Below are 16,476 nucleotides of genomic sequence, written 5' to 3' on the forward strand. Positions count from 1 at the left end.
AATTCAAAAATTTGCCAATAACAACGGATTGAAGCTATGATATGTATAGTAAACAGAAGGAGCGTGATTGATATGATGGATTCGAAAGAACGATTCTTAGAACGTGTAGATACTTATGTGAAGTATCGGCCTAGTTATCCGGTAGAGGCGGTGGATTACCTATATGATACAGTCGGGATAAGTCAGAAAAGTATCGTAGCTGACATAGGCGCTGGTACCGGAATTATGTCCGAATTATTGCTTGCTAGAGGCAGTAAGGTCATTGCTGTAGAACCTAACGCAGACATGCGTCAAAAGGCTGAAAAACGTCTGTCTAATAATCCAAACTTTCGGATCCAGCCTTGTCCAGCTGAAGAAACCGGACTCGATGATCAATCCGTTGATGCTATCATTTGTGCACAATCTTTTCATTGGTTTGATAAACAGGCCGCAAAACTTGAATTTCAGCGCATTTTAAAGCCGAAAGGCAAAGTAATACTCATATGGAATTCTAGGCTAACGGAAGGAAGCGAATTTCTGACTGAATATGAACAGCTCTTACATGAATACGGTACAGACTACAAAGAGGTAAAACATACGAATATAACAACCGATCAGTTTGATTCATTTTTTAAGGAAGGAACACTGCAACTGAAAGAATTTGCAAACAGGCAAATTTTTGATTACGAAGGTCTAAAAGGCAGACTTCTTTCCTCTTCCTATAGTCCCGTCCCGGGACATCCTAAGCATGAACCCATGCTTCATGAACTGCAGTCTTTATTTGATCGGACTCAGAACAATAACGAAGTTTATTTTGATTACAAGACTCAGGTGTTTTGGGGAGAGGTATAAATCATATTTTCCTTTAAAAAATGGATGAATTTTCACGAAGACAAGGGGAAGAATGTGAGATTAGCAGTAGAAAGGAATAAGAAGAGATTGTACAGGACAATGAAGACCAACCTTTTTTATGTAGCTGCGGGAATATATATTGGTATCGCCATTGTATCTTTTATTCCTTGGATACAGATCGGTACAAAGATTACTGCATATAGCAGTATCCTCGCCTTATTTATTACAATCTATGACTCATCTAAAGTAGGTTATCAAATAGCTAGAACAGAAGGAAACCCGAAAAATCAAAAATTTCATTATATTTTTATGTTATCGATGAAGATATTGTTGATCATTTCACCATTCGCCCTGCTGTATTGGATTAATTATGAAGACGATGAAGCCGTGATATCTAAAATAAGTAATTATGTAACTTTTGCTGCTATAGGCGTTGTGTTTTTTACGAGAGGGATGGAACTAAAAAAACAACCCAAACACGAGCTCGAGTAAACCAAGTGGCGAATACTTGCATAAGAAGCGGTAAATGAAAAAAGAGTGGGGGGAATGCCTGCAGTTCATTGCTTTCATCCAACTGCAGGGGCCCCATTTCTAAGATAGGAGATATTTATAATCTTTTATCATGAAGGGGGAGCCCATATGTCAGAAGGATTAAACGAAGAACTGTTAAAAGAACTGAAAGAAATCAACAAGAAATTAGACGATATGAGTTCACCTAGAGGTCTATCCGGCTCGCTGAAAGTAGTTGCTTTAGTATTTGGATTCGTAGTAATAGGCCCTATCCTTCTTGTAATAATGGGAATCTTATTTAGTCTATTATAGGTGGAAACAAGACAACAACCTTAGGATGTACATGAGAGGTGATACGCTACGATCATAGCGAAAAGTGAAGATTCCTCTGTCGGTATTCGTAAATTACAGCCGGAAGATGCAGGGCTTCTCGAAAAGTGGTTATCAGATCCGGAAGTACTGGAGTATTATGAAGGACGAGACCGTCCTCATGATGCTGAACTTGTTCAGCGTCATTTTTATGAGAATGATGATGAAGTTTATGCCTATATCATTCAGTATAAGGAAGTAGATATCGGGTACATCCAGTATTATGCAGTGAAGTCCGATGAAGCAGAAGAAATGGGATTATCGATACTCCGAGGGGAACTTGTCTATGGAATGGATCAATTCATTGGTGAAGTATCATTTTGGAATTGCGGAATAGGTACCAAATTACTGCATCTCATGGTTCGTTATTTGACTAGCGAATGTGGAGTTGACCGCATTATAATGGACCCGCAAACGTGGAATCAAAGGGCAATACATGTGTATGAAAAAGCAGGTTTTCGCAAAGTGAACTTGTTACCGAACCATGAATGGCACGAAGGAACATACAGAGATTGTTGGCTTATGGAGTATTCTTTGCCGAAGACCAGAGAGTCGCATGTTACATAACGTTTCGAAAAAAGGCAGCTATGGGTAGCTATGTGAATGGGTAGAAAAAGATGATTACATAATCGAAGCAGCTTCTTACAACAGAAGCTGCTTTTTCTATGCTAAAGCTTAAAAGAGAAAGCAAAGGTTAACATAATGTGAATGATTTTACCGAATTTAAGATAAAGGGTTTCTTTTATAACTATCTTTTCTTATGATAGAAATAGAGAAAATCTGCTAAAAGTGGTTTGATTCGACATTTGGCGTTTAGTAGGTTACAAGTTCTCTTTGCATGGACAGGAATATATATTGAGGAGGTTTCTGCATGGTGAAAGTACAAGAACGTCGGCATCTAGTCTTAATTGGCAACGGGATGGCTGGGATCAACACGGTGGAACAGATATTAAAACTGGCGCCCAGCACCTACAGGATCACCGTATTTGGGAGCGAGCCTTATCCCAACTACAATCGTATTCAGTTATCGTACGTGCTAGAGAAGAGTAAAGCAGTAGAAGACATCATTTTGAACGATTGGAACTGGTACTTAGAGAACGAGATAGAGCTGTATACGGGAACGACGGTAACGCATATTGATACGGAACAAAAAATCGTGAAGGCAGACAATGGGATAGAGGTTCCATATGACGCGCTCATTATTGCAACCGGTTCCAATCCATTCTTGCTTCCGGTTCCAGGTGCGGATAAAGAAGGCATTGTAGGTTTCCGAGATATCGCAGATTGTCAGAACATGCTGCATGCAGCAGATCAGTACAAAAAGGCTGCGGTTATTGGCGGTGGCTTGCTTGGACTTGAGGCGGCTAAGGGATTGCTTAAACTGGGGATGGATGTGACAGTAGTCCATCTGTTTGAGGAGATTATGGAACGGCAGCTCGATCATACTGCCTCATTAATGCTTCAGGCAGAACTGGAAAGCCAGGGCTTGAAATTTGCTACCGGCAAACAGACTGAGGAGTTCCTGGGCGATGAACGGGTCAGCGGTATTCGTTTTTCTGATGGAACGACACTGGATGCGGAATTTGTAGTCATGGCGGTAGGGATCAGACCTAATATTCTATTAGCCAAAGAAAGCGGCATAGCGGTGAATCGCGGCATTCTTGTCGATGATTATATGCGTACTTCAGCACCGGATGTATATGCGGTAGGGGAGTGTAACGAGCATCGGGGCACTACTTATGGGCTCGTAGCTCCGCTGTTTGAGCAGGGGGCTGTTCTTGCGAAGTATCTGTGCGGAGTGGAAACGAAGCCATATGAAGGATCTGTGGTATCTACTCAGCTCAAAATATCTGGCGTAGATGTGTTCTCCGCAGGTGAGTTTATGGATGCAGAAGGGCTGTCTGTTGTGCGGATGCATGATGACTGGCTGCGTATTTACAAAAAAGTGCTCTTGCGCGGCGGACGGATCGTCGGCGGTGTTCTGATCGGTGACGGTAAGGAATCCTCCAGACTGCAGCAGTGGATTCGAACAGGCACCGTGATGACAGAAGCTATCCATAATGCCATTGTGGGACAATCCGCAGTTGAAACCGGGAATACGGCCGCAGAGCTGGCGGATGAAGAAATTGTATGCGGCTGTAATGGTGTCACGAAGAAACACATTGTGGATGCCATTAACGAAAAAGGATTAACCACAGTAGAAGAGATCAAGGTGGCAACAAGTGCATCGCGCTCTTGTGGAGGCTGCAGGCCTGTCGTAGAGCAGATTCTTCAATACGTGCTTGGGGACAAATATGATTCAGCAGCGGCGAAACAGGAAGCAATCTGTTCCTGTACCACACTGAGCAGAGATGAAGTCGTTACGGCGATTAAAGAAAAGGGGTTAATTACATCTAAAGAAGTAAGATATGCGCTGGAATGGGATAATCCGGAGGGCTGTTCCAAATGTCGACCTGCGCTGAACTATTATCTGGGAATGATCTGGCCGGCTGAGCATGTGGACGAGAAGGATTCACGTTTTGTGAATGAGCGTATGCATGCGAACATCCAAAAGGATGGAACGTTTGGCGTCGTGCCGCGGATGTATGGCGGGGTAACCACACCAGACGATCTCAGACTTATTGCGGATATTGCGGTGAAATACAACGTTAAGCTGGTTAAAGTAACCGGTGGTCAGCGACTTGACCTGCTTGGGGTTAAAAAGGAGGACCTGCCGAAGATCTGGAAGGACCTTGGCATGCCGTCCGGTTATGCGTATGCGAAGGCACTGCGTACGGTTAAGACCTGCGTGGGATCACAATTCTGCCGATTTGGCACGAAGGATTCAATGGGCATGGGAATACTACTCGAGAAGAAATTCGAGCGGCTAGATATGCCAGCCAAATTCAAGCTTGCTGTAAACGGTTGTCCTCGTAACTGTGCGGAGTCATCGACCAAGGATATTGGGATCGTCGGCAATGAGGGGGCTTGGGAAATTTACGTGGGCGGTAATGGCGGAATTAAAGCCCGACTTGCAGAACTGCTGTGCAAGGTGCGAACAGATGAAGAGCTTCTCGAAATTGTCTCCGCGTTCATGCAGTACTACCGGGAAACAGGAAAATACTTGGAGCGGACCTCGGATTGGATTGAACGGATGGGACTTGAGTCCGTCACCGAAGCAATAGTTAATGATCTGGATAACCGCCGGGCTTTGGCTGAGCGAATGGAAGTCGCTCTGGCGCAGGTAAAGGAACCTTGGAGTGAAATTCTGAATAATTCAAATTTAAGAGAGCGGATGTTTGAAGAGATTAGTGTCTCCACGAAACAGGACTAGGAATAGGAAGGGGCTGCAAGATGGAACCGATATTGAATAAAGACGAGTATACGTTTTACCTGATAGGCAATGTCGATGATTTCACGGAGAGATTGGGACGGGTTGTGCGTTTGGGTAAGGAAGAAATTGCGGTATTTAAGACAACGGACGAACAAATCTACGCCCTTGAGAATAAGAGCCCTGGGCCGCGCGGAGGCACGATTGCAGAAGGAATTATATCAGGGGAGGTCCTGTTCGATCCGATCTGTGACTGGAAAATTTCGCTGAAAGATGGTCAGGTGCTGGACCCTGATACGGGTCAGGTTCGGACCTATCCGGTTCATGTCCATGGTAACGAGGTAAGAGTTGGGTTAGTCAAGAATGAGGGAGGGCGATTCCATGAGTAAAGATCTTCAGAACAAGAAAATTGTCATTGCCGGGTCGCAAAAAACGGATGAAATGGCTGAGATTATTGAACGAAGAGGCGGAGTCCCTCTTGTCCGATCCCTTCAGGGATTAACGGATTCTGATCCGGTTGAAGTCGAAGAAGATGTTAGGCGTTTTATCGAGCAGGGGGCAGATTGGTTTATTTTCACGACAGGTATTGGATTTGAAGCCATGATTCAAGCTGCGGAGAGACTAAACACCGTATCCGAATTCGAAAAGAGATTGAAAGAAACGAAGATCGCTTGCCGCGGGTACAAAACAAATGCTTATTTAAAGAAATCGGGTATTCATCCGGTCGTCTGTGATGATGATGGAACGATTGCCAGTATGATCGAAAAGCTTGAGTTATTTGATTTTACCGATCAAAAGGTGTGGATTCAGCTTCATGGCGAGTTGTCTTCGCAGTTACATCAATTCATCCAAAGCAAGGGCAGCATGGATGTTCAGGTCGTACTTCCTTATCGTTATCATGCTCCTGAGCAGGAGACGCTTGCATCGCTTATGAATGAACTCATTTTGCGAGAAGTGGATGCTGTTTGTTTCACGACAAGAGTTCAAGTCGGATATTTATTTGATTACGCGAAAGAACATGGACGTGAAGAAGAATTGAAATCCGTCTTTGATCAAGATGTACTGGCTGCCGCTGTCGGCAAAGTAACAGCTGAAGCGCTCCAGGATAAAGGAGTAAGCCGGATCATCGTGCCGGAGAAAGAAAGAATGGGTGCGTTAATTGTAGAGATCGCGCATTACTATGAAGGTCAGCAAAGTGGAATAAAGACGGACTAAATGCAGAGAATACAACATCTAGAGTAAAGTTTGAAATATATAAAGCTGTCCCACTCGGTTAGAGAGTGGGACAGCTTTTGCTTTTTTATAGTAATTTGCACTTTGTTGTATGAATGATTATTAGCGGTGTGTTCTAACGAATGAGTTGTTATTTACCAAAAACAAGAGTTGTGTTAGAGGAACCAGCATACTTGGTTACAAACTCCCGTGCATAGTTCGAATCCCGTACTTCATAACTGTAATTGCTGCTGGGTCTCCAGTTCGTTTTTGGAGATGTAGGTGCATTTAAAGCTGGCGTGCTGCCAGAATCGGTGAATTCCCCTTTGCCTTTGTCATCAAGAATGCCGCCTTTTTCAGCACCGGCGCCAAAATAATTGTTTTCTGAGTAAATTCGAGCCTTTTCGCCAATCGTAATTGCTTGGTTGAAATTGTTTGCGTAATTGTTTTTGATATGAAAATAGCCGTATCTCATCAGTCCAGGGCCGCGGACATACAGATTTTCAAAGTAATTGTTGGCGATCGTCACATGAGGCACGCCGTTATAACTGCTATTGCCATCATTAGGGTGACCTAGAATAATTCCGTATTTGTGATTTGCGAATTTGGAATTGCTGATCGTAATATAATCCGCATTATCACCAATATAAAGCAGTTTATCTAGATCGCTGCCGCTAGAGCTGTAGCTATGACCCGCGAAAGTGACATGATCGATCCAATAGTTTGACCCAGTGGTAATATACATTTGAATATCATCGTTTGCGTTGATGTTAGCAGAATGAACAAAGGTGAGGTTCTGGAAAATAACATTGCTTGAGGAGGAAGTAGATCGGAAGTGGATGTTTGTTAGTGTATGGTTGTCATATGAGCCGACGATCGTTTTATTAGCTCCAAAGTTGACTTTTTGTAAAGTGGAAGACGAAATATTACTTTCAATAACAAGAATTATGGGTGTGGTGTCAGCGATCTGTGTCCTAAGATCATTTAGATTACTAATGTAAATAATTTGGCCATTTTTGCCGCCTGTTACGGCTGACTTCAGAGCGCCATTTTCATTCTTCGCATTTCCGGCAAATCCTGTTAGACCGGTCGATCCCGTATTCGGAAAGTTGGCTGCCCCATAGGTAGAGGGAAGAGAGGGAAAGTTCAAAACTAAGAGTACGACGGCAAGCAGCAGAAATGAAAGCCTTTTCATAAATAACCACCACCTTAAATGTTTTTTTACATGTTCATTGTATTAGATGGCATTATATGTGTCAATTATTACTTACATTAGCTTTTACTGGAATTAGCTGAGCACTCCTAAATGGTTAATAACATGACTTTTAAAATAGTTATTGCTAAATATATGCAGGTCTGTTACGATGTAACAAATTTTATGTAACCGTATACATTTATTGCAAAATTACAACGTTGTAAAAACGGACTGTTAATGACGAGTTAACATTGTCAGGTGATATCCATGCGTTTAACCGCACTTTAGCAAAAAGGATGCATGGGTAGATACATAAAAATTACAACGTTGTAATTTTGAACGAAGGGATGTGTTTTAAGGTGAAAAAACGGATATCCACGTTAGTCCATCTAGTGAAACGAGATAAGTATTTGCTGCTTATGTTCGCCCCTATCTTTTTGTATTACGTTATTTTTATGTACATCCCTATGCCGGGTATATTGCTCGCTTTTCGCAATTTTATGCCGGGTCAAGGCATGTTTAGCGGTGAATGGGTAGGCCTCAAATGGTTCGACCAATTTGTGAATTCAATCTATTTTTGGAGACTGCTTCGTAACACGTTTTTGCTTGCTTTTCTACCACTGCTCTTCGGTTTTCCTATCCCCATCCTTTTCGCTGTTTGCATCGTAGAGATCAAGAACCGGACATTCAAACGTTTTGCCCAAACGGTCACGTATCTCCCTCACTTCATCTCGACCGTGGTTGTAGCAGGTATGATTATCAATTTTCTATCACCTACAGATGGCATTGTGAACACTCTCATCGCTAAGCTTGGAATGGAAAAAGTCAACTTCATGATGGATGCTTCCTGGTTCCGTACGATTTTCACAAGTTCTGATATCTGGCAGAGTTTTGGTTTCAGCTCAATTATCTACATTGCGGCCATTATGGGCATTGATCAGGAGATGTATGATTCCGGAAAAATTGATGGTGTGAACAAGTTTCAGGAACTCTGGCATCTAACTCTTCCGAGTATTAAGCCGACCATCGTTATTCTGCTGCTTCTGTCCCTTGGGGGCATTATGAGCGTAGGTTTTGAAAAGGTATATCTGCTCTACAACGGGGCCACCTACGAGACTGCCGACGTATTATCTACTTATGTATACCGTATGGGGATTGAAGGTCAGAACTATGGTTTCGCAACAGCTGTGGGTCTGTTTAACTCCATTATCACGTTTATCCTTGTTTTTGCAGCGAACACAATGACACGGCGCCTGACCAAAATGTCACTTTGGTAAGATCCAAATACTGAATCAAAGGAGACCTGTATGCAAAAATCGAGAAGTGATCGGTTGTTCTACACCATGATCTACCTGCTTACCATATTGGCGGTCGTCGTCACGTTGTACCCCTTCCTGTATGTAGTAAGTATTTCATTCAGCTCGGTAGATGCCATCGATAAACAAAAAGTCATGTTATGGCCAGTAGGTTTTACGTTTTCCGGATACAAAATGGTTCTCCAATACAGAGAGCTATGGGTATCCTTCTATAACACGCTTTGGTATACAGTGGTGGGAACGCTGCTTAATATTGTGGCAACTTGCCTTGCTGCTTTTCCGTTATCCAGACAGAAATTTTTTCTGCGCAGGAGGCTGAACTTTTTTATCGCTTTCACGATGTATTTCTCAGGCGGGCTCATTCCCGTCTACATGCTGATTACATCACTTGGGCTGTACAATACCCGCTGGGTAATGGTGCTGCCTGTACTAGTCATTACGTTTAACGTAATGATCTGCCGCTCCGCATTTGAAGGTATTCCTAACGAGATTTTTGAGAGTGCAAGTATAGACGGAGCAAATGAACTCACTATGCTCTATCGCCTGGCCGTACCCATTATTAAGCCGACACTTGCTGTACTCACCCTCTACTATGCAGTGTTCCATTGGAACAATTTCTTCTCTGCTCTACTATATTTGGGCAAACAGGATATGCAGCCGCTGCAGATGTTCCTGCGAAGGGTACTGATTATGGCTTCCCCTGAAGTGATGCAAAAAATGGGAGGCACAATGACCTCAGGTGCACTAGCTGTCTCTACACTTCAGGTTCGATATGTATCTATTGTGGTCAGTATTCTACCCATTGTTACGATCTACCCTTTTATCCAGCGGTACTTCGTCAAAGGTATTACCCTCGGAGCCGTGAAAGGATAGCCTTTTACCAAGCATGTAGATTAACAAAGTTTGTTTAAAACAAGGAGGAATAATGGATGAGATTTAAAGGGGCAGGAAGAAAAAGTGTAATGGCAGCGATCCTTGCAGTGAGTCTTGCGGGATGTAGTAGTGCAGCGGATGGAGGAGGGGGCAGTACACCCAGCAGCTCGGAGCCGGCATTTAATTACACCGGTGCAGGACCTGTAACGGACCAACCAGGTGCCAAGCTATCCATCCTCGGGACAAATGCATGGACGACTAATGTGGATCTGTCTACCGCTGCTATTGTGAAGGAAATTGAAAAGAATGCGGGTGTCGAAGTAGATTGGGATCTGATTCCGCCGCAAAATTATGCAGATGCTGTGAATCCAAGACTGGCCGCTGGTACGGGACTACCCGATATCGTATATTTGCCTGATCAAGATCAGCTTATGAAGTACATTAACAGTGGACTTTTTATTCCGATTGATGAGTTGGTGGAGAAGTATGGGGTGAATCTCAAAAAAATATATGAAAAATCTCCTTCCGTTAAGGCCAGTTTAACGACACCAGATGGTAAAATGTACTATATACCTCAGCAAACGTTAACCAGGAATTACATGCCTGTATTCATGCTCAATCAGCGCTGGCTGAAGAAGCTCGGACTGAGTGAGCCTACAACATTGGATGAGTTCACGGCGATGCTTCGCAAATTCAAGACAGATGACCCTAATGGCAACGGGCAAGCAGATGAGATCCCATTATCCATGGAGTCGAAGTTTGTGCCAATGGCGTTTGGACCGGTCTTTGGTCTAGATCTATCTAATCAATTTTATGCGGATGATCAGGGCAAAGTTCATTTTAGCTACTATGAGCCTGCTTACAAAGAATACTTAACTTATTTGAACGGACTTTACAAAGAAGGCCTGCTTGGCGTGGATTATGCGAGTACAACGAGCGATCAGGTGACCTCACGAATCTCACAGGATGTAACGGGTGCAACGTTTAATTTTAGCTGGTATATGTCGATGGTTTATAGCCCGCTGTTCAAGGATTATGATCCGTCTGAGCCAATCTTCAAGGGAATACTGCCATTAAAAGGTCCTCACGGAGATCAGTTCTATGTAGGACGTACCCCGGTTAGTGGTATTTTCGGCATTACACGTGACAGCAAAAATCCAGAACTTGCTTTTCGCTTTTTGGATTATGCGGTAAGTGAGGAAGCACAGACGTATTATACATGGGGAATTAAGGATGATACGTATACAGAAAAGGACGGTGTAAAGACGTTTACGGACAAAGGCAAGGATAATGAGTATATCCAGAAACTCGGTATCGGTCCAGTTAACCTGCCTAACATTCAATCTACTGACTCTGCAGACTCCGTGGTGGCGGCGTGGCATGAGAAACTAGACAAGGAGCTAGAGCCTTATGTTCGGGAACCCTTCCCATTTGTTTATGCTCTGCCAGAAGAAGCGAGCGTAGAAAGCATGTCGATGCCAGATATTACAACGTATGTCGAAGAGATGAATTTCAAATTTATTAGCGGAGATACAAGCCTCGATCAGTTTGATAGTTATATTGAAACATTGAAAAAGATGAATATTGAGCAAGTGATTGCGGGAAGACAGGCACAATATGACCGCTATAAAACTGCACAGCAGTAAATGGTCCAACGTGTCAGCATGAAGGGCGTTGATTGAACTTGATAACGATTAAGGACATTGCCAAACTTGCGGGGGTAAGCTATAGCACTGTATCAAAGGCGCTTAATGGCGACCCGAGGATCAAACCGGCGACGAAACAGAAAGTCCTTGCTATTGCCGAGAAACATCAGTATCGAAAAAATATATTAGCTCAGCAGCTCTCTACGGGTAGAAGCAATATTATCGGTTTTGTGCTTGGTGAATTAAGCAATCCATTATTCTCAAATATTTCAGGTAAACTGCATGCGGAACTAAAAAAGCGTGGATACCAAATGATTCTAGTCGTCGCGCATGATGGAGTGGATGTGTTCAGTCAGCTTCGCGTAGATGGCTGTATATTGTGGGACAATGCACTGGATTATCAGGATGCATTCTGGAAAAAGTTTTCTGCTCTTACGATGCCATGCTTTGTACTTGGTACAGATGAGTCGCTGAGTTCTCCTTATATCAAAGTAGATCGTAAAGAGGGAATATTTAAGGCGGTGGAGTATTTGAATTCCCTCGGGCACACACGTATTGGTTTTATTGGTAACTCGCAAAATATTAAGCTGGAAGGATACAAGGAAGCATTGCAGCGTACAGGTCTGAATTTTGAAGAAGATTACGTGCTGCCTGCACATTCCTCTTGGGAGGACGGATATTTTGCTATTCGAAATTATTCGTTTGGCGTGAACGCACCGACGGCTTTTATCGGTCTAAATAACCTGGTAACTCGCGGAGCGCTGCGGGGGCTATTGGAGGCTGGCTATAACGTCCCCCGCGACATTTCGTTAATCGGTTATGACGATTTGCCAGATATGCAGTATGCTGAAGTGGCACTGAGCACCATTGGACCTGAACTGGATGAATTGGCAGTTCAGGCCGCAGAACTCATCGTATCGTTGATTCGTGATGAAGTGGTGGATTATCCGATCGTTATTCAACCAAAGCTGATTCACCGAAGTTCAACGGCAGTATACCGGGGAGAGCTGTTTGATGAATAGCGACTCTAAGAAGAGGTGAGATATGCAGATACACAAAAGCACATCGGGTCTGAACAAAAGTGAGGAAGAAGCTAAGAAAAATCAGGTGTCAAAAGGCTGTCCATCTCGTCACTATACAGTGGCTCAGGATGGAAGTGGTGATTTTACTACGATTCAGGCTGCAATTAATGCGGTGCCGGAGAATGCCACTGATCAGACGGAGATTCGGATTAAACAAGGGGTTTACTATGAAAAGCTTCATATTGAAAAGCCTAAGATTCATCTAATCGGTGAGGGGGCTGAACAAACGGTTATTACTTATGATGATTATGCGTTGAAGAAGTTCCCGGACGGGGAGATGTATCATACTTTCCATTCATATACGGCCTTCATTGGAGAAGATGATTTCACAGCAGAGGGACTTTCCTTCGTGAATTCTGCTGGTCCTGGGAAGGATGTTGGGCAGGCCCTTGCTATATATGTGGATGGGGACCGTGCAGCCTTCCGACATTGCCGCTTTATTGGGCATCAGGATACGATATTCACGGGACCGCTCCCGCCGCAGCCCATTGATCGGAGCTATTTCGGGGGACCGCGTGATGGCGCAGAACGCCGGAATCTGCGTCAGTATTACGAGGATTGCTATATTGAAGGTGATGTTGATTTTATTTTTGGTTCGGCTACGGCTGTATTTAAGGGCTGTGAAATCTTTGCCAAGAATCGTTTGAAAAGTAATGCAGCAGTAGAGAACGAGGTAAATGGCTGGATTACAGCGGCCTCTACGCCGGAAGGCGTCCGTTATGGGTATGTCTTCATGGATTGTACGCTAGAGAGCAATGCTCCCTTGCAATCAGTATACCTCGGCAGGCCATGGAGAAATCATGCCAAGGTGTGTTTCCTGAACTGCTGGATGGGTGCTCATGTGAAACAGGAGGGCTGGCACAACTGGAACAAAACGGATGCAGAATCTACCGCTTTGTTTGCTGAATTTAATAGTGTTGGTCCGGGAGCAGGGAGTAAAACTGAGCGGGTTCCATGGGCTGCGATGCTGACTGAGGAAGAAGCATCTGAGTATACGGTGGCTTCTATTCTATCTGGCAGCGATGACTGGATTCCCTTCGGTCAGGCTATAACATAATGAAATGGTATAGGACCATGTAAGTATGTTTGATAAGATGAGTTGCCAAGAGGGATGGATCGTCTATATATAATAGTAAGAAAACAGGTCAAATTTAATACGTACAAATTAAAATAATCATGAAATTGTAAGCTAGTTAGCGCAGGATGATCCTGCGCTTTTTGTTATGGCTTTAGCCAGTTGAGTGCGTGAAACGCGCGAAACAAAAAACCACCCGCTATGCGGGTGGAACAATCAAAGGTTTGACCACTAAGACCATTCCGATAGAATTGAGATGTTCAGGCTCAAAGAAAGGAATGGTCTTAGATGGCAAACAAGAGCTACAGCCTAGCTCACACAAAGTGGATGTGCAAATACCACATTGTATTCACCCCGAAGTATAGACGGAAAGAGATCTATAATCAAGTAAGAAAAGATCTAATTGAAATATTCAAACGTCTATGTAAGTACAAAGGAGTAGAAATTATAGAAGGCCACATGATGCCAGACCACGTGCACATGTTGGTAGCAATCCCACCCAAAATTGCAGTCTCATCGTTCATGGGATATCTAAAAGGTAAAAGTTCTCTAATGATCTTTGAGAAACATGCCCAACTAAAATACAAATACGGGAATCGAAAATTCTGGGCAGAAGGATATTATGTAAGTACGGTGGGCTTAAATGAAGCGACGGTACGAAAATACATTCGAGAACAAGAAGCACATGACCAAGCAGTGGATAAGCTGAGTGTAAAAGAGTACGAAGATCCATTCATCAGCAACAGGAGCAAAAAGAAATAAACCAGTTTAACTGGTAAGTGAAAGTGACAAATAACAATGAGCCTGAACAGTTTTATGGTCAGGCTAGCGTCTTTAGGCGCAGTTTGGCGACAAGGGGTTATACCCCAAGTACAAACCACCCGTTTTACGGGTGGTCCTGATTTTTTATGAAATATATCCCATTGTAGGGAAGACAATTACTTGCCGTTTCCTGAGAGTGTGATCAAAAGAATAATAGAACTGTTCTATTTGGAGATCACCACATGATCAGAAGTTTTTATTATGTTGCAGGAGTTGAGCATGAAAGGAAACCGTATTTCTAGTAACTAAATTAGTTATTTTTACGTCATCGTCATATCAGCTATGAATTCTATTTTAATAGAGAAAAATTAAACGCATTCCGTATGGGATAATTTACAATTAGAAAAAACCTGTTTCATATGATATATTATTTTTCGTTCTCAACTTCTAAGAAAGTTCAACATAGCAAGGCCCGTTGGTCAAGGGGTTAAGACACCTCCCTTTCACGGAGGTAACAGGGGTTCGAATCCCCTACGGGTCATTTAATATGGAGATTTAGCTCAGCTGGGAGAGCATCTGCCTTACAAGCAGAGGGTCGGGGGTTCGATCCCCTCAATCTCCACCATATCTATATCGCGAGCTCTCGCTGCTCGGTAACTCGCCTAGCTTATAACCCGAAAGTCAAAGGTTTCAAATCCTGCCCTACAATTTTTCGTATTTGACCATTGCGGACGTGGCTCAGCGGTAGATCATCGTCTTGCTAAGGCGGGGTCACAGGTATCATTCGGCGCCATAGCCAAGTGGTAAGGCATAGCTCTGCAAAAGCTTGATCCCCAGTTCGAATCTGGGTGGCGCCTTCATTTATTTTATGTTCTTAAATGACTCTGATAAGCCCCTGTTTAGGAACAGGGGATGTGTTTAAATTTTAGAATTTTACGCGGGTGTAGTTCAATGGTAGAACTTCAGCCTTCCAAGCTGATAGCGTGGGTTCGATTCCCATCACCCGCTTTATAGTAAAACCCCTTTGCGAAAGCAAAGGGGTTTTACTATATTTATCAGCAGTATTTTATTAGCTGCATTTCTAAAGTCTAAGATGAGAAGTAACCTTCAAATGTATTGCTTCTTATCAGGATAAAAGATATTTGTGTAAAGGAAAATATCCTAAACTTATAGAAGATATTGATATAGTCTATGCTTCTTATTAGCTGATTAGGGTCAGTAATTGTGATGACTCTTTATACTTTACCTGAAAAAGAGGGTACGCTAGAAAGTGAACCTATGTTCAGCCCGAAAATATCTGAACAATGTAAAGAACAGAATGGAGTTGGTATTATCATGAAATACCGGAAATTAGGAAGAACGGGTCTTGATGTATCCGTACTTAGTCTCGGTGCTTCTTCGCTCGGCTCCGTATTCCGTCAGACAGATGACAATGAGAGTATATACACTGTTCATGCTGCTATTGATGCGGGTATCAATTACATTGATGTATCCCCTTATTATGGACATACCAAAGCAGAAAGTGTGCTCGGCAGGGCGTTACAGCAAATTCCTCGGGATACATTTTTGCTCTCCTCTAAGGCGGGGCGTTATGGTGAGAACTGTTTTGATTTCACTGCGGAGCGGATTCTAACAAGCGTGGAGGAAAGCCTCGAACGCCTGCACACCAATTATTTAGATGTCCTTTTCTTGCATGATATTGAGTTTGTTCCTGCTCAAATCATTCTCACAGAGGCTGTTCCTGCTCTTTATAAGTTAAAGAATCAAGGGAAAATCCGTTACTGCGGGATAAGTGGATTGCCATTGAAGCTCTTTAACACAATTCTTCCGCAAATTGAAGTTGATACAATCCTGTCCTATTGTCATTATTCATTAAATGATACCTCATTGTTGGAGTTACTCCCCCTCTTAACTCACAGAAATATAGGACTTGTCAATGCCTCCCCGTTATCCATGGGCTTGCTAAGCAACCGCGAGACTCCGGATTGGCATCCGGCCAGCAAGGAACTTAAAGCAACATGTGCTAAAGCGGCAGAATACTGTGCATCACACGGCGTTGATATCGCCAAATTGGCCATACAGTTCTCAACAGAAAATGAAAACATCCCTACAACGCTCGTAAGTACTGCGAATCCAGATAATATTGTGAGAAATGCAGTATGGACTGAGGAGCCACTCGACCGATCCCTCTTAAAGGAAGTTCTTGAGATACTGAAACCGGTTCACAATCTATCTTGGAAGAGTGGACTAGACGAATACAATGAAACAGCTCAAGATTAAAGGAGGAACCGTGTA

15 protein-coding genes and 4 tRNA genes are annotated in these 16,476 nt (G+C 43.2%); 18 read left to right on the top strand and 1 reads right to left on the bottom strand.

The annotated features are described in order from the left end of the window. Positions 1-75: 75 nt before the first annotated feature. The 7 genes from QPK24_RS09810 (at position 76) to QPK24_RS09840 (ending at position 6,235) form a co-directional block, all read left to right on the top strand. Positions 76-831 carry a class I SAM-dependent methyltransferase gene (locus QPK24_RS09810; protein ID WP_285749242.1) on the top strand — a complete coding sequence of 252 codons (756 nt, stop codon included), beginning with the start codon at positions 76-78 and terminating at the stop codon, positions 829-831. Between the two features lie 99 nt (positions 832-930). Next, a complete protein-coding gene (locus tag QPK24_RS09815; RefSeq protein WP_285748260.1) occupies positions 931-1,323 on the top strand; it encodes a hypothetical protein in 393 nt (130 codons plus the stop codon). 147 nt (positions 1,324-1,470) lie between these two features. After that, positions 1,471-1,653: a hypothetical protein gene (locus tag QPK24_RS09820; protein ID WP_285748262.1), complete on the top strand. Its 183-nt coding sequence runs from the start codon at positions 1,471-1,473 to the stop codon at positions 1,651-1,653. A gap of 84 nt (positions 1,654-1,737) precedes the next feature. Then, positions 1,738-2,277: a GNAT family N-acetyltransferase gene (locus QPK24_RS09825; RefSeq protein ID WP_320416922.1), complete on the top strand. Its 540-nt coding sequence runs from the start codon at positions 1,738-1,740 to the stop codon at positions 2,275-2,277. Between the two features lie 304 nt (positions 2,278-2,581). After that, positions 2,582-5,023, top strand: coding sequence for a nitrite reductase large subunit NirB (gene nirB / locus QPK24_RS09830; protein WP_285748263.1), 2,442 nt, complete (start codon positions 2,582-2,584; stop codon positions 5,021-5,023). Positions 5,024-5,043: 20 nt separating this feature from the next. After that, a complete protein-coding gene (nirD, locus tag QPK24_RS09835) occupies positions 5,044-5,409 on the top strand; it encodes a nitrite reductase small subunit NirD (protein WP_285748265.1) in 366 nt (121 codons plus the stop codon). After that, positions 5,402-6,235, top strand: a complete 834-nt coding sequence (locus QPK24_RS09840; RefSeq protein WP_285748267.1) for a uroporphyrinogen-III synthase — start codon at positions 5,402-5,404, stop codon at positions 6,233-6,235. The genes nirD and QPK24_RS09840 overlap by 8 nt, the downstream gene beginning before the upstream one ends. Positions 6,236-6,383: 148 nt before the next feature. Here QPK24_RS09840 and QPK24_RS09845 read toward each other — a convergent pair whose 3' ends face one another. Continuing rightward, a complete protein-coding gene (locus QPK24_RS09845) occupies positions 6,384-7,427 on the bottom strand; it encodes a polysaccharide lyase family 1 protein (RefSeq protein WP_285748269.1) in 1,044 nt (347 codons plus the stop codon). 347 nt (positions 7,428-7,774) lie between these two features. Here QPK24_RS09845 and QPK24_RS09850 point away from each other — a divergent pair, with 347 nt between their 5' ends. From QPK24_RS09850 to QPK24_RS09900, 11 genes are all read left to right on the top strand, one after another. Next, a complete protein-coding gene (locus tag QPK24_RS09850; protein ID WP_285748271.1) occupies positions 7,775-8,704 on the top strand; it encodes an ABC transporter permease in 930 nt (309 codons plus the stop codon). 30 nt (positions 8,705-8,734) lie between these two features. Continuing rightward, positions 8,735-9,616 (top strand): carbohydrate ABC transporter permease, encoded by an 882-nt coding sequence (locus tag QPK24_RS09855; protein WP_285748273.1) that lies wholly within the window; start codon positions 8,735-8,737, stop codon positions 9,614-9,616. A 56-nt stretch (positions 9,617-9,672) separates the two neighbouring features. After that, a complete protein-coding gene (locus tag QPK24_RS09860) occupies positions 9,673-11,262 on the top strand; it encodes an extracellular solute-binding protein (protein WP_285748275.1) in 1,590 nt (529 codons plus the stop codon). 32 nt (positions 11,263-11,294) lie between these two features. After that, positions 11,295-12,284 (top strand): LacI family DNA-binding transcriptional regulator, encoded by a 990-nt coding sequence (locus tag QPK24_RS09865; RefSeq protein WP_285748276.1) that lies wholly within the window; start codon positions 11,295-11,297, stop codon positions 12,282-12,284. A gap of 22 nt (positions 12,285-12,306) precedes the next feature. After that, positions 12,307-13,401, top strand: coding sequence for a pectinesterase family protein (locus QPK24_RS09870; protein ID WP_285748278.1), 1,095 nt, complete (start codon positions 12,307-12,309; stop codon positions 13,399-13,401). A gap of 306 nt (positions 13,402-13,707) precedes the next feature. Next, entirely contained in the window at positions 13,708-14,181 is a 474-nt protein-coding gene (gene tnpA / locus QPK24_RS09875) for an IS200/IS605 family transposase (RefSeq protein WP_213530591.1), read from the top strand. 469 nt (positions 14,182-14,650) lie between these two features. Further along, positions 14,651-14,722 (top strand) — tRNA-Glu (locus tag QPK24_RS09880). An 8-nt stretch (positions 14,723-14,730) separates the two neighbouring features. Continuing rightward, positions 14,731-14,806: transfer RNA gene (locus tag QPK24_RS09885), tRNA-Val, on the top strand. A 161-nt stretch (positions 14,807-14,967) separates the two neighbouring features. Continuing rightward, positions 14,968-15,038: transfer RNA gene (locus QPK24_RS09890), tRNA-Cys, on the top strand. 80 nt (positions 15,039-15,118) lie between these two features. Next, a tRNA-Gly gene (locus tag QPK24_RS09895) sits at positions 15,119-15,189 on the top strand. 327 nt (positions 15,190-15,516) lie between these two features. Next, positions 15,517-16,461, top strand: a complete 945-nt coding sequence (locus tag QPK24_RS09900) for an aldo/keto reductase (protein WP_285749246.1) — start codon at positions 15,517-15,519, stop codon at positions 16,459-16,461. Positions 16,462-16,476: the final 15 nt, after the last annotated feature.

It is taken from the genome of Paenibacillus polygoni (genome assembly GCF_030263935.1).
GTDB classification, from domain to species: Bacteria; Bacillota; Bacilli; order Paenibacillales; family Paenibacillaceae; genus Paenibacillus; species Paenibacillus polygoni.

Coding starts and splice junctions, on each gene's coding strand:
- QPK24_RS09845 (WP_285748269.1), bottom strand. CDS start 7,427: ATGAAAAGGCTTTCATTTCTGCTGCTTGCCGTCGTACTCTTAGTTTTG.
- QPK24_RS09810 (WP_285749242.1), top strand. CDS start 76: ATGGATTCGAAAGAACGATTCTTAGAACGTGTAGATACTTATGTGAAG.
- tnpA (WP_213530591.1), top strand. CDS start 13,708: ATGGCAAACAAGAGCTACAGCCTAGCTCACACAAAGTGGATGTGCAAA.
- QPK24_RS09855 (WP_285748273.1), top strand. CDS start 8,735: ATGCAAAAATCGAGAAGTGATCGGTTGTTCTACACCATGATCTACCTG.
- QPK24_RS09815 (WP_285748260.1), top strand. CDS start 931: ATGAAGACCAACCTTTTTTATGTAGCTGCGGGAATATATATTGGTATC.
- nirB (WP_285748263.1), top strand. CDS start 2,582: ATGGTGAAAGTACAAGAACGTCGGCATCTAGTCTTAATTGGCAACGGG.
- QPK24_RS09860 (WP_285748275.1), top strand. CDS start 9,673: ATGAGATTTAAAGGGGCAGGAAGAAAAAGTGTAATGGCAGCGATCCTT.
- nirD (WP_285748265.1), top strand. CDS start 5,044: ATGGAACCGATATTGAATAAAGACGAGTATACGTTTTACCTGATAGGC.
- QPK24_RS09900 (WP_285749246.1), top strand. CDS start 15,517: ATGAAATACCGGAAATTAGGAAGAACGGGTCTTGATGTATCCGTACTT.
- QPK24_RS09850 (WP_285748271.1), top strand. CDS start 7,775: ATGTGTTTTAAGGTGAAAAAACGGATATCCACGTTAGTCCATCTAGTG.
- QPK24_RS09870 (WP_285748278.1), top strand. CDS start 12,307: ATGCAGATACACAAAAGCACATCGGGTCTGAACAAAAGTGAGGAAGAA.
- QPK24_RS09840 (WP_285748267.1), top strand. CDS start 5,402: ATGAGTAAAGATCTTCAGAACAAGAAAATTGTCATTGCCGGGTCGCAA.
- QPK24_RS09820 (WP_285748262.1), top strand. CDS start 1,471: ATGTCAGAAGGATTAAACGAAGAACTGTTAAAAGAACTGAAAGAAATC.